We start from the raw sequence: 13,566 nt of genomic DNA, 5'->3' as shown, positions 1-13,566 counted from the left end.
GCGGTTCGCCGTATAGCACCTTTCCCTCCCATGCGCTCTCTTACGCCCCGAGGCGCCGGTGTCGTACCGCAATGGCAGGGGTAACGCCGAGGCGCTGTGGTTCTCGGCGGCGTCCTGCGATGAGCTGAGCGGCGGATGCGCGCCCGTCGCCCACTTGGGATGGGGCTCAAGTGGAGTTGTGGTGGTCTGGTGTGGACGGTGGAGGGGGCTCCGCGATCCATGCAGGAATCGCTATATGCTAATGTCGCAATACGTCGTCCGAGACGAGAGCCATGGGCGACCAGAGAGGCAAGCAAGGAGTCCCCCTATGACCACCGCCACCGATCACCGCACCCACGAGGGTCACACGCACGCTCACGGCGAGAGCTGTGGCCACGTCGCCTTCCCGCACGGCGACCACACCGACTACGCGCATGACGGTCACATCCACCGGGTTCACGGCGACCATGTCGACGAGTGCACCCCTGTCGGTCACGCCACCCACGACGGCCACGACCACCAGCACGGCGAAGGTTGTGGGCATGCTGCCGTGCCGCACGAGGACCACACCGACTACCTGCATGACGGCCACCGCCACGCCGCCCATGAAGGACACTGGGATGACCACTGACGGCACGTTCCTGTGGCGCTGCGGCAGGCGAACGCCGTTGGGAATCATTGTCATATGCTAATGTGTGCATGTGGCGATGACTTCCCCTCCCCCTGCGGGCGAGCCGCTGGAGACCTTGCAGGCCGCCAGTGACCTGCTGCGCGCCCTGGCCTCACCCGTGCGGCTGGGCATTGTCCGTGAACTGGCCGAGGGCGGGAAGTACGTCCATGAACTGGTCACAGCGTTGGGCGTGAGTCAGCCGCTGGTCTCTCAGCATCTGAGGGTGCTGCGGACCTCCCGGATCGTCACGGCCCGGCGTCAGGCCCGTGAGACGCAGTACAGCCTGATCGACGACCATGTGGCACACATCGTGCTGGACGCCATCCGGCACGCGCAGGAATAAGCAGGAATAGGGGGTCCTTGCGCTCATAGTGCAAGGACCCCCACGTGCCGCACTCGCGATGCGACGCCATGTCGACGGCCGCCCGACTTCCCGTCGGGCGGCCGTCGGCAGTTCACGCAAGGTGGTGGTCGTCGGAGACGGGGTCAACGGTGCGCCCACACCCGCGTCGCCATGGGCCGCGCGGGATCCGACCTCGCCTCGGAGACCGCCGACGCGGTGATCGCCCGCCATGAACTCGCCACCGTTCCCGTGATCACCTTCTCCCGCCGCGCCCGGAGTCTGGTCGTGCAGAACCTCCTCATCGCCGGGGTGTTCATCGCGGGCCTGATCGGGGGTGACAGCGCGCCGGAGGCGTCCGTGGTCGGGATCGTCCATGCGCAGGAACGACACCTGACTGGGTCCGGGCGGCAGCCGCGAAACCCGGGGCGGACCCGGATTGTGGGAGTCGGGGCTGAGGCCCGGGTGCGCGAGGGCGGCCCATACGTCCGTGTGGCGGGTCAGTGGCCAAGGCTCGGATCCGTAGGGGAGCCGGACGCGACGAGGCGGCCCGTCTCGCAGCTCGGCGAAGAGTGGCGGCGGGCTGGTGCCGTCGGGCCGCCGATGTTCCTGCCGCTGGGTCGATTTTCAGCCATCCGCTCCCGGTCCGTAGTCGCTCTTATGTCTGAAAAAATTCGTCATGCGCCCCGCCGTAGAGCGACCAAAAGGTGCGTATGTGGCGTAGTTGGCGCCGTGATGGGCGCCTGTCCTGTGTTTCGGTCAAGAGTGACAGCACGCCTGGCCTTGCGCCCACGTCGCGACCTAGATGAAAATGACAATCGTATTTATCTAGTTCCGGGAGTTGCCGTGTTGGATCCGTACGAACGCTCGGCCGAGTACCTCGACCTCATGATCGCCGGGACATGGCAGTCCCTTGGCCCGGCGCTGGCCGAAGCGCTCCAGCAGGTGAAAGCGGGGCCCGGACCGGTAGTCGATGTCGGGGCCGGTACCGGCCGGGGAGTGCAAGTGATCTGTGCAGCCCTTCCGGGCGATCACCCCGTGTTGGCCGTCGAGCCCTCTTCCGCCATGCGCGCCGTGCTGCTGGCGCGCGTCCACGATGACCCTGAACTGCGCGAGCGGGTCACGGTGCTGGCGGAAGATGCCGTACACGCCTCGTTCCCTGACGGGCTGCGCGCGATGGTCGCGGTGAACGTGCTGGGACACCTGCCGCCGGCCGAACGGCGGGCCCTGTGGGGGAGCGCCGCACGCCGTCTCGCACCCGGCGGCGCACTCATCGTCAGTATCACTCCGCCCTTCGCACCCGAGCAGGTTCCGCGCACCCGGATGGCTTCGGCGGACGTGGGCGCCCTCCACTACGAGGGGTGGGCCACCGCGGAGCCCTCGGGGGAGGACGAGATCACCTGGCGCATGGACTACCGCGTCCTGCGGGACGGCCGGCCGCTGTCCGAGGTCACGGTCGACTACCGCTGGTGGGTGGCGAGCGAGAACCAACTGGCCGAGGAGGCCGCCCAAGCCGGGCTGGCCATGCGGCCCGTAGGGAAGCCCGACCTCGGGCTGCACCTCCTCACGCGCCCGGGTGAGTAACGCCTGCTGTCCGAAACGACCCACCACACCGTCCACATCTTCCACGGAGCGGAGGCCGGATGAGTCAGCTCGTCCCTGCCGATGACGTCCTCGCAAGCACCATCGAATGCATCGGCGAAGTCCTCGGCATGCAGAGCGACTTGATCACGCCGGACACACCCTTGTCGGCTCTGGGACTGGAGTCGTTCACCGCTGTGCGGCTGCGGCGCCGGATCCGCGAGCGCACCGACGCCGACCTTCCCCTCACGACCTTCCTCGACGGCGCCACTGCTCAGGACATCGCGAACCGGCTCGCCGCCGAAGTGCAGGAGGCACCTGCTCACGAACAGGCTGGAGGACCGGGGGAGCGAGCGGCCCCGGGCGGCACACAAGCCGACGCCTTCGCAGGGAGTCCGCAGGACGACGGCGGGCCTTTCCCCCTGACGCCCATTCAGGCGTCCTACTTCGTCGGCCGACAGGAGGGGCTGCCCCTCGGAGGGGTGGCCACCTTCTACTACTACGAGTACGACCGCGTCGCCGAGGACCCCCTCGCGGATCTCGGGCGCCTGGAAGCAGCCTGGAACCGGTTGATCGAGCACCACCCGATGCTCCGTATGACCGTGGACGAACGCGGCCGGCAGCGCATCCTGGCCGACGTCGGCCCCTACCGGATCGGCACCACCGACCTGCGGAACGCCTCCCCGGACGACGCCCACCTCGCGCTGTCCCGCCTTCGCCACGAGCGCTCCCACCAGGTGAGGCCGACCGGCACCTGGCCGCTCTTCGACATCCACGCGGCGCTGCTGCCGGACGGCAGGACACGGCTCCACGTCGGTGTGGACGTGCTCGTCACCGACCTCGCGGGCTGGATGCTCCTGATGAGCCAGTGGGGCCGGCTCGTCACCGATCCCACCGCACAACTACCGGTTCCGGAAACGGACTTCGCGCACATGCAGCGGGCCCGTACGACTGATCCGGAATGGGCCGCACGGCGGACACGCGACCGTGCCTACTGGTCGGAGCGGGCTCCCCGACTCCCCGACGCCCCGCGCCTTCCTGTGCTGCGCGAGGGGGAGGACACCACGCCTCCCCGGTTCGTCCGGAGCGCCGCGGCCCTCGACGCGCCGACGTGGGCCGCCGTCCGCGCCCGCAGCGCCGAATTCGGCGTCACCCCGACCGCCACCCTGCTCGCCGCCTTCGCCGCCCTGCTGGGCCGCTGGGGAGCCGGTGACCGAATATGCCTCAACACCACCCTGTTCGACCGGCCCGAGACATCGGGTGAGGCGGCCGATGCGGTGGGCGACTTCACCACCACCGCCCTCGTCGGCACACCTCCCTTCACGCCCGGCCGCTGGGAGGGATTCGCGGGCTACGCCGCAGAGGTCAACAGATGTTTCTGGGAAGACCTGGACCACCGCTCCGTCTCCGGGGTGGAGGTGCTCAGGGACCACGTCCCCGCACGGAGCTCCGGCACCGCTCCCGCTCCCCGTTACCCGGTGGTGTTCACCAGTGGGGTGGGCCTCTGCGGTGACGACGAGCCGCCCGCCGCGTGGATCGGCGAGGAGGTCTACGGCATCTCCCAGACCCCTCAGGTCCTCCTGGACCACATCGTGTGGGATGAGGGCGGCCGGCTCCGGCTCGCCTGGGACTGGGTCGACGGCGCGTTCCCGGCCGGTTATGTACAGGCCCTGCTCGACGCCCATGTCCGGCTGCTGCGCAGACTGGCGGAGAGCGCCGCGTGGCGGGATCCCGCACTGGGCTGGGACCCGACCTTCCGTCCGGAGGAGCCCCTCGACGTCGCGCCCTTCCCCGACGCGGGCCCTTTGCTGCACTCGCCGGTTCAGGAAGCCGCCCGCCGACACGCGCAGCGGCCCGCCCTGCACGGGGCATCCGGTGCCGTCACGCACGGCCGGCTCGCGGAGAACGCCGCCACCACGGCCGCGCTCCTGACCGCCCATCGGACCGGCCCCGGTGATCTTGTGGCCGTGGCCTGCGAGAAGGGCGTCGCGCAGATCACCGCCGTCCTCGGGGTCAGCACCGTCGGGGCGGGCTACCTGCCCATCGAGCCCACTTGGCCCGACGCCCGGGTCGCCGCCGTCTGCGAACGGGCCGGTGTCCGGCACGCGCTGGTCGGCCGCGGAGTGAAGATCGCCTGGCCACCGGGTGTCACCGTGCACCGCCTGACCGCCATGGGCACGCCCGCACGCCGTGCCGTCCCCGAAGACCTCGTCGCCTCGAAGACGCCGAGTCCGGACGACCTCGCCTACACGATCTTCACCTCCGGCTCCACGGGCAGCCCGAAGGGTGTCGAGATCCAGCACCGCGCGGCCCGCACCACCATCGACGACATCGTGGACCGGTTCGGCATCGACGCCGACGACCGCGTACTCGCCCTGTCCGCCCTCAGCTTCGACCTCTCGGTCTTCGACATCTACGGAGTCCTGGGCGCGGGCGGCTCCCTGGTACTCCCCGACCCCGCCCGGCAGCGTGACCCGCAGCACTGGCTGGAGCAGGCGGGACGTCACGGTGTCACCGTGTGGAACACCGCCCCGGCCCTGCTGGAGATGCTGGTCGAGTACGCGGAGTTGGAACCGGACGCAGCCGCCGAGGCCCTGCGCACCCTGCGCCTGGTGATGCTGTCCGGCGACTGGATTCCCCTGACCCTGCCCGAGCGGCTGCGCAGGCTCGCCCCTCAGGCCGAGTTCATGAGCCTGGGCGGCGCCACCGAGGCGTCGATCTGGTCCATCACTTACCCCGTCGGACGCACCGACCCGAGCTGGCGCAGCATTCCCTACGGCCGGGCCCTGCGCGGCCAGTCCTTCCACGTACTGGACGAGCAGGGTGCGCCGTGCCCGGTCGGTGAAGCCGGTGAACTGTTCATCGGCGGTGACGGACTGGCACGCGGCTACGTCGGCGATCCCGTCCAGACCGGCGAGCGCTTCGCGGTTCACCCGGTTCTCGGGCAGCGTCTCTATCGCACCGGTGACCTGGGCAGGTGGACGGTGGCCGGGACCATCGAATTCCTCGGCCGCGCCGACCGGCAGGTGAAGATCCGCGGGCATCGCATCGAGCTGGGCGAGATCGAGGCGGTGCTGGGGCGGCATCCCGGCGTGCGGCAGTGTGTCGCCTCGTCCGTGCGGGGACCTGACGGGCGGCCGCGGCTCGTCGCCCATCTGTCACCGAAGGGAACCGCCCGGGCTCCGTCTCCCGAGGACTTGGCGGCCGCGCTGCGTGAGCGGCTGCCCGAGTACATGATCCCCAGCCGGTTCGTCGTCCTGGACCAGCTGCCGGTCACCGCCAACGGCAAGATCGACCATGCGGCCCTCACGAGCCCGTACCCGGTGCAGGAGGACCGGAGCGACGGCCGGTCCCAGACCGCGGAACCGGTGGTCGCAGCCGAGGCGCCGCCGGAAGAAACCGGTACCGGGTGGGCCGCCGAGGCGCTCGACGAAGCCGCCGCGCTCGGACTCGAAGCCGCGATCGTCCTCAGGCCCGGCGTGCTTCCCCCCGACCAGGCGCTGGAGGCGACCGCGTACTGGCTGCGACGGGTGCGGCGACTCGCCGGGCCGTCCCGCCTCGAAGCCAGGCTCGCTGCCGGGGGACTGGCCGAGATCGTCCACCGTCCGGCTGCCCCGGCCACGGCAGTCGCCGGGCCGGCCCCATCTCCGGGCGCCACGGCCTCCACCGCCCCTGCCCACCCCGTGCGGGACGCCGACGTCTCCCTCCCGCCCGTCGCGCATCATGCCGACCCGGCGCGGGACCAGGCCGTGCTCGACGAAGTCATGTCCGTCTTCGCGGATCTCACCGGATCCCCGGTCCAGGCCGACAGCACCTTCACGGCCCTGGGCGCGACCTCGCTCACCCTGGTTCTGGCGCATCGCCGGCTCCGCCAGGGCACCGCCCCACGCCTGGCGCTGGGCGACATGTTCGCGCACGCCGGCGTCGGCTCACTCGCCGCCCGGATCGGCGAACTGCACGCGCAGGGACCGCACCCCCGCGCACTCGCCCCGCACCCCCGGGACGGCGCGAGTCGAACGGCGCCCTCGGACGCCGGTACCGCCGACCTCGTACCCCAGACACGCCGGGCCTCGCGGGTCGCCGCGCGTGCCCTTGCCCGGGAGACCGCCGGATGACCCAGTCCCCTGATCGGACCTACCCGTCGCAGGCGGTGGACCGGGGAGACGACGAACTGATCGCCGTCACCGCCCTCGACTGCCGTTTCCCGGGTGCCCCGGACACCGAGTCCTTCTGGGACCTGCTCGTGGCGGGACGCAGCGGGCTGACCCGGCAGACCGAGCAGGAACTCGCCCAGAGCGGTCTGCCGGCCCGGCTGCGGCGCAATCCGGCGCATGTGCCGGTGAGCGGACTGATCGACGGCCAGGACCTGTTCGACCCGGAGCCGTTCGGGCTCACCGATGCCGAGGCCGCCCTGATGGATCCTCAGCAGAGGCTGTTCCTGGAGGCGTGCTGGCGGGCCCTGGAACGGGCCGGGCACGGATCGGGCGTCGGGGCAGGTGCCGTGGGAGTCTTCGCCGGTGCGGCCCACAGCGACTACCTGACGCATCACCTCGCCCGCCGCTATGCCGACTCCGCCGCCGACCCGGTGGGCAGCCTCCAGGCGGCGATCTCGGGCGTGGGCGACTACCTGCCGCTGCACGTCGCCCATCGGCTGGCCCTCACCGGACCGGCGATCTCGGTCGGCACCGCCTGCTCCACCTCGCTCGTGGCGGTCCATCTGGCGGCGCAGTCCCTGCTGGCGGGGGAGTGCGACACCGCCCTGGCCGGCGGCTCCTCGCTGATCGTCCCGCAGGGCAGGGGCTACCTCCACGTCCCCGACGGCATTTTCTCGGCCGACGGGCGGGTGCGTCCGTTCTCCGCGGAGGGCACCGGCATCGTGCACAGCCAGGGCGTGGGCGTCGCCGTGCTGCGCCGCCTCGCGGACGCCCTCGCCGACGGCGCCCCGGTCCTCGCCGTCCTGCACGGGTCCGCGGTGAACAACGACGGTGGGGACCGCACCGGTTTCACGGCGCCGTCCCCGCGCGGACAGGCACGCGCGATCTTCGAGGCCCTCGCCCTCGCCGGCGTCACACCGAGGATGATCAGTTACGTCGAGGCCCACGGAACCGCCACCCGACTCGGCGACGTGGTCGAACTCGCAGCTCTGAAGAAAGTCTTCGGCGAGACCGGCCCCGCGTGGTGCGCCCTCGGCTCCGTCAAGAGCAACATCGGGCACGCCAACTCGGCGGCCGGCATCGCCGGATTCGCCAAGACCGTGCTCGCGCTGCACCACGGAGTGCTTCCCCCTTCCCTCGGAGCCCTGCCCCTGAACCCCGATCTCGAACTGGAGAACTCCCCGTTCACCGTGGAGCACAAGGCCGACTCGTGGGCGGGACCGCGCTACGCGGGCGTCAGCTCCTTCGGTATCGGCGGCACCAATTGCCACGCCGTGCTGGGCAGTGCGCCGGAGCGCCCCGTGGCCCCCGCGGACGGCCGTCCCCAGTTGGTCCTGCTGTCCGCGCATCGCGACGACGCTCTGGAACGCCTGGCCGACGCCACGGCCACCGCCCTGGACCAGCGGGACGTCGACACGGCCGACGCCGCGTACACCCTGCACACCGGCCGCGGTGAACAGGCCCACCGGGCCGCCGCGGTGCTCGGTGAGACGCCCGGCGACACGCCCCGTGTCATCGCCTCCGCACCTCGGCGCGCCGTCCCGCCCACGAGGCCGAGGATCGTCTTCGCCTTCCCCGGGGGCGGCGCCCAGTACCCGGGCATGGGGCGTGAACTCCTCACCGAAGAGCCGGAGTTCGCCCGCACGGTCGAGGAGTGTGCCGCGCTCTTCGACGGGCGTGGCGACGGCACCGGCCCCGGTCTTGTCCCGCTCCTGGCCGCAGCTCCCTCGGACGAGGAGGCCGGGAAGCTGCTGCGGGATCCCGTGCACGGGCTTCCGGCTCTGTTCACCGTTTCGCTCGCCACGGCGCGCACGCTGCTCTCCTGGGGCATTGAGGCGGACGCGCTCATCGGCCACAGCCTCGGCGAATACGCGGCCGCCGTCGCTGCCGGAGCGCTCCGGCTGGCGGATGCCGTCACCCTGGTCGACGTGCGCTCCCGCGGTATGTCCCGTACCGCCGGGGGAGGCGCGATGCTGACCGTGGCGCTGCCCGAGGACCGGGTCGTGAAGCTGCTGGGCGACCATCCGGAGCTGGACCTGGCCGCGGTGAACGCCCCGCGGTCCTGTGTGGTCTCCGGACCCGTCGAGGCGGTGACAGTTCTCGAGCGCCGGCTGGCCGCCGAGAGCGTCCACACCGTACGGCTCCACCTGGACGCGGCCGCCCACTCGCGGCTGGTCGATCCGGTGCTTCCGGCGCTGCGCGCCGCCGCCGAGGCGACCGTACCCGGCGTACCGGCCGTGCCGCTCGCCACGACGCTCACCGGACAACTGCTGCTGACCCCGCCCGGGGCCGAGCACTGGGTGCCCCATCTGCGGTCCGTCGTCAGGTTCTCCGACGCCCTGACCACTGCGCTCGGCACGGGACCGGCGGTCGTGGTCCAAGTGGGTCCCGGCAGCGGCCTGTTGCAGCTCGTCCGCCAGCACGGGGCGGCGAACGTCGTCGCCACCCTGCCCACCGTGCCGGGGCGCGACGAGCGCCGCGGAGCACGGTCCGCCCTGCTCACGGCCGCGGGCGAACTGTGGACCCATGGCATCCGGCTCGACCCCGAGGCCCTTCACCGGCCCGGCCGGCGCCGGATCGCCCTGCCCGGTCTGCCCTTCGACCGGCGGCGCCTGTGGATCGACGAGCCCGACGACGTACGACCCGGTCACTCGCCCGTGCCGTACGCGACCGCTGCCGAGCCCGACGAGGAGGAGCCGTTCCAGATGCCGGTGTGGCACCGGACGTCGCCCGTCGGCATATCCCCGCGACTGGAGGGCCGCTGGCTCGTCGAAGGCGCCCCGGACTCCCCGCTGCTGGGCAAGGTCCGCGAGGAGCTCGCGGCCGCCGGGGCCCGGCCCGTCACCCTCGCGCAGGCAGCCGCCGAACCGTCGCTGCCCTGTGTGGGCCTGGTCCTGGTCGACTCACACGGCGAGGACGGCGAGCACACGGACGACCGGGCCCACGAGGAGGCGTCCGCCGATCCGGCCGGGCAGGTCACCGAATCGGTGCTGCGGTACGCGCGGCTCGCCCGGGCCGCCGCCCCCTGGGCCGGCAGCGCATGCCTGCTCCACGTCAGCGTGGGCGCGCACTGTGTGGAAAGCGGCGACCGTCCGATACCGGAGGGCGCCGCATCGCTGGCCGTGCCCCGCGTCCTCGCCCAGGAGTTTCCAGGTCTGCGCTGGCGCACCCTCGACCTTCCGGCCGGACCGGCACGCGGCGAGGATGTCCGGAGGGTGTGCACGGAGGCGGGTGCCCTCGCTCACGGCGGGCCGAGCGGTGTGGAGGCCGCATACCGCGGCGGACACCGCTGGGTCCGCGGCGTCACGCCTTGGCACCCGTCGGCACCCGAACGGGCGCGGCCCGGCGGAAGTGCCGTTGTGATCGGCGGACTCGGCGACGTCGGCATGGCCCTCTCCGCCCATCTCGTACGCAACGGCTGGCGGGTCGTGGTCACCGGCCGTGACGGACTGCCGTCCGACCCGGCGCCGGGAACCCCGCAGGCCGAGCGGGCCGAGGCCGTACGACGGCTGCGGGAGGACGGCGTCGAACTGGACGTACGGGCCGTCGACGCGGCGGACCCCGACGCCACGGCCGACCTTCTGCGGAACGTGTCACAGCAGTACGGCCCACTCGACCTGGTCGTGCACGCGGCCGGTGTCGTGGCCTCCGCCGCGGTGGCCCCCCTGCGCGCCGTGGAGCAGGAGACCGTGCGAGCGCACGCCCGGGCGAAGGTGTCGGCGGCGATGGCGCTGCGGTCCGCCCTGCGCGGGCTGCCGGACGACCTGCGCCCCGCGAACGTCCTGCTGATGTCGTCGGCCACCACCTTCGTCGGCGGCCTGGGGCTGGCCCCGTACGCCGCGGTCAACCGCTTTCTCGACGCCTTGGCCGAACGGGAGGACGCCGAGCAGGAGGCAGTCGGCGAGCGGGACGGCACCCGCTGGATCAGTGTGGCGTGGGACGGCTGGCGGATAGGCCCCGGCGGCACCGAACGGGTGGTCGCCTCACGCCACTCGATCGGCCTGCGGGACGGTATGCGTTCCGTGGACCGGCTGCTCGATCTCGCCGAGGAGGGCCGCGCCCCCGCGTCCCTGGCGGTCTCTCCGGCGGATCTGGCCGGCCGTACCGCAGGCGTCCCGACCGTCGCACCGGGCGGGGAGGCACCGGGCGGCACCCCGCAGCAGGGAGGGTCCGCGCCCCAGGGCGCCGCCGAGGAGCTGCTCGCCGCTCTGTGGTCCGAGCTGCTCGGCTTCCCCGTGACCGACCGCGACGCCGACTTCTTCGCCCTCGGCGGTCATTCCCTGCTGGCCACCCGCATGCTGGCCAGGCTGCGCGACGAACGGGGAGCCGGACTGCGTCTGCAGGACCTTCTGACGCGTCCCACGGTCGCGGCACTCGCCCCCCTGATACCCGCGCCCGGCGGAGCGGCGGACCCCGCCGGCGAGGAGCCAGTAGCGTCGGCCGTACCACCGGAGGACGAAACCCGCACCGCGCCGGAGCAACCGACCGGTGCCGCGGGCGAGTTCCCGCTCACCCGGGTGCAGCACGCCTACTGGGTCGGCGGCTCGGGAGGCTACCGGCTCGGCGACGTGCCGTGCTCGTTCCACCTGGAGTACGACTGCCCGGGCCTGGACACCGCGCGCTACGAGGAGGCGTGGAACCGTGTGATCGCCCGCCACCCGATGCTCCGCGCGGTCATCTCCCCCGAGGGACGCAATCGGGTACTGGACCGGGTGCCCCGCTACCGCATCCGCGTCCAGGACCTGAGCGCGCTGGGCGAGGAGGAGCGCGCCCACAAGCTCGAACAGATCCGTACCCGCCTCGTCCGCCGGGAGCCGCGTCCCGGGCGCTGGCCACTGGTCGACATCAGGGCAGCCCGCCTGCCCGGCGACATCGTGCGCCTGTTCGTCAACGTGGACGTCCTCGTGTGCGACACCGCCAGTTACCTGATCTGGGACCGTGAACTGTGCTCCCTCTACCGGGACCCGGAACTCCGGCTCCCACCGGTACGCACCACGTTCGCCGAGTGTGTGGCCGCGCTGGAGCAGCGCGCCGAGTCCCCGGAACGCGCCCGCGCCGCGGCCTACTGGCGGGCACGGATCGACAGCATGCCGAGTGCCCCCGCGCTGCCGCTGCACGCCCCGGAGGCCGATACGCGTCCCCGCTTCGGGCGCCGCAGCGCACGGCTCGAACCGGACGACTGGGCGTCACTCAAGGCCGAGGCGGCCCGGCGCGGCCTGACCCCGACCGCCGTCCTGCTCGCTGCCTATGGGGACGCTCTCGCCGACTGGTCGGGACAGGACAGGTTCGCCCTCACGCTCACTCTGTTCGACCGGCCGTCCGATCTGCCCGGCGCGGACGAGGTCGTCGGCGATTTCACCTCCCTGATGCTCCACACGGTGGACAGGTCGAACGACACCTCCTTCGCCGATGCGGCCACCCGTGCACAGCGCTCGCTCTTCGAGGATCTGGACCACCGGGAGTTCTCCGCGCTGGAGTTGCTCGCCGAGAAGTCCACCCGCACCGGGCGCACCGAATCCGTGCCCGTCGTGTTCACCAGTGCCCTCGGCCTGTCCGGTCCGCTCGGCGGTGGCCACGACCTGGACTGGGCCGGCACTCCGGTGTACGGGGTGAGCAGCACCCCGCAGACCTGGCTGGACCATCAGGTGCTCGAACAGCACGGCGCGCTGCTGCTCCAGTGGGACGTGCTGGAAAGCGAGTTGCCCGCCGACGAGGCGGACAGGGCGTTCTCCTCGTACGTCGCACGCATACGCCGCCTGGCACAGAGCCGGGCCGCCTGGGAAGCCGACGCGCGGCGGCCGGCGGGTGCCGAACCAGGCAGGCGGCAGGCGCCCGCCGCCCCGGAACGTCGCGCGGCGACGCAGCCACCGAGGCGGCAGCCGGCCGGTACCGCTTTCCTGAACAGTCCCGACAACAGTCCCGATGATCTCGACACCGCACTGCTACTGCGCGACGGCAACACCGACCGGCCGCTGTTCCTGGTCCACCCGTCCGGTGGCGACGTGCTGTGCTACAGCGAACTGGCCAGGCTGCTCACGGACGGGCGGCGCGTCGTGGCGCTCGCCGATCCGGCACTGACCGGAGGAACGGCGGCCGAGGACATAGCCGGTATGGCCGACCGGTATCTGGCGGCCCTGCGCCCGTACCAGGCGAACGGGCCGTACCTCCTGGGCGGCTGGTCCATGGGCGGCACCCTCGCCCATGCCATGGCCTGCGAACTGGAACGCCGGGGAGAGCGCACCGATCTCCTCCTGATGATCGACTCGAATGTGCCGGACCGCATCACGCCACTCGGCGGAGCGGGACCCGACGAGGACGCGACGATCGCGGCCGTGCGGTATCTGCGGTCGCTGGAGGCGTTCCTCGACATGGACCTCGGCCTCGGTCAGGACGAAGCCGTGCGGCTGCTCCGTACGCCGTCCCCCGACGCCCGGTCCGTCGTGGCCGCACGGCTGCGTGAGGCGGGCCTGGTCGGCCCCCGGGAGACCGCCGAGGTACGCCTGGGGGTCTTCGAACGCCACCTCCGTGCCCTGGGCGATCACAAGGCGGGCCGGCTCGCCGACCCCGACACCCGGTTGCTGCTGTTCCGCGCCACCCAGCCGTCCCCGAGCAACGCCGGAGTCGGCATGGGAGTCGACGACGTCCCCGACCTCGCCTGCCTGGGCTGGCGGCCCCATGTGTCCGGCCCGGTCGACGAGGTGGCCGTCGACGGACACCACTACTCGCTGCTGACCGGGCAGGCGGCAGCCCGGATCGCCGCCCTGACCGACAGGGCGCTCGCCGCCGTGTCCGCCGGGCCGCTCGCGAACAGCTGAGCCGGCCGGCCGCGTCGGACATCCCGC

Annotated in this window: 5 protein-coding genes and 1 pseudogene; all 6 read left to right on the top strand. The window is 72.2% G+C overall.

Annotated elements, in window-relative coordinates:
- Positions 1-307: 307 nt before the first annotated feature.
- Positions 308-610, top strand: a complete 303-nt coding sequence (locus ACWD3C_RS32250; RefSeq protein ID WP_451149710.1) for a hypothetical protein — start codon at positions 308-310, stop codon at positions 608-610.
- A gap of 76 nt (positions 611-686) precedes the next feature.
- Positions 687-992: an ArsR/SmtB family transcription factor gene (locus tag ACWD3C_RS32245; RefSeq protein WP_451149709.1), complete on the top strand. Its 306-nt coding sequence runs from the start codon at positions 687-689 to the stop codon at positions 990-992.
- 109 nt (positions 993-1,101) lie between these two features.
- Positions 1,102-1,337: pseudogene (locus ACWD3C_RS32240) on the top strand (heavy metal translocating P-type ATPase); the annotation flags it as partial.
- Positions 1,338-1,835: 498 nt separating this feature from the next.
- Positions 1,836-2,573: a class I SAM-dependent methyltransferase gene (locus ACWD3C_RS32235; RefSeq protein WP_451149740.1), complete on the top strand. Its 738-nt coding sequence runs from the start codon at positions 1,836-1,838 to the stop codon at positions 2,571-2,573.
- A gap of 59 nt (positions 2,574-2,632) precedes the next feature.
- Positions 2,633-6,685 (top strand): non-ribosomal peptide synthetase, encoded by a 4,053-nt coding sequence (locus ACWD3C_RS32230; RefSeq protein WP_451149708.1) that lies wholly within the window; start codon positions 2,633-2,635, stop codon positions 6,683-6,685.
- A complete protein-coding gene (locus tag ACWD3C_RS32225; protein ID WP_451149707.1) occupies positions 6,682-13,539 on the top strand; it encodes an SDR family NAD(P)-dependent oxidoreductase in 6,858 nt (2,285 codons plus the stop codon). Before ACWD3C_RS32230 ends, ACWD3C_RS32225 begins: the two co-directional genes overlap by 4 nt.
- Positions 13,540-13,566: the final 27 nt, after the last annotated feature.

This window comes from Streptomyces sp. NPDC002845 (genome assembly GCF_053591955.1).
Note: the sequence above shows the minus strand (reverse complement) of the source record. Positions and strands in the feature narration are given on the sequence as shown.

Coding starts and splice junctions, on each gene's coding strand:
- ACWD3C_RS32250 (WP_451149710.1), top strand. CDS start 308: ATGACCACCGCCACCGATCACCGCACCCACGAGGGTCACACGCACGCT.
- ACWD3C_RS32245 (WP_451149709.1), top strand. CDS start 687: ATGACTTCCCCTCCCCCTGCGGGCGAGCCGCTGGAGACCTTGCAGGCC.
- ACWD3C_RS32230 (WP_451149708.1), top strand. CDS start 2,633: ATGAGTCAGCTCGTCCCTGCCGATGACGTCCTCGCAAGCACCATCGAA.
- ACWD3C_RS32225 (WP_451149707.1), top strand. CDS start 6,682: ATGACCCAGTCCCCTGATCGGACCTACCCGTCGCAGGCGGTGGACCGG.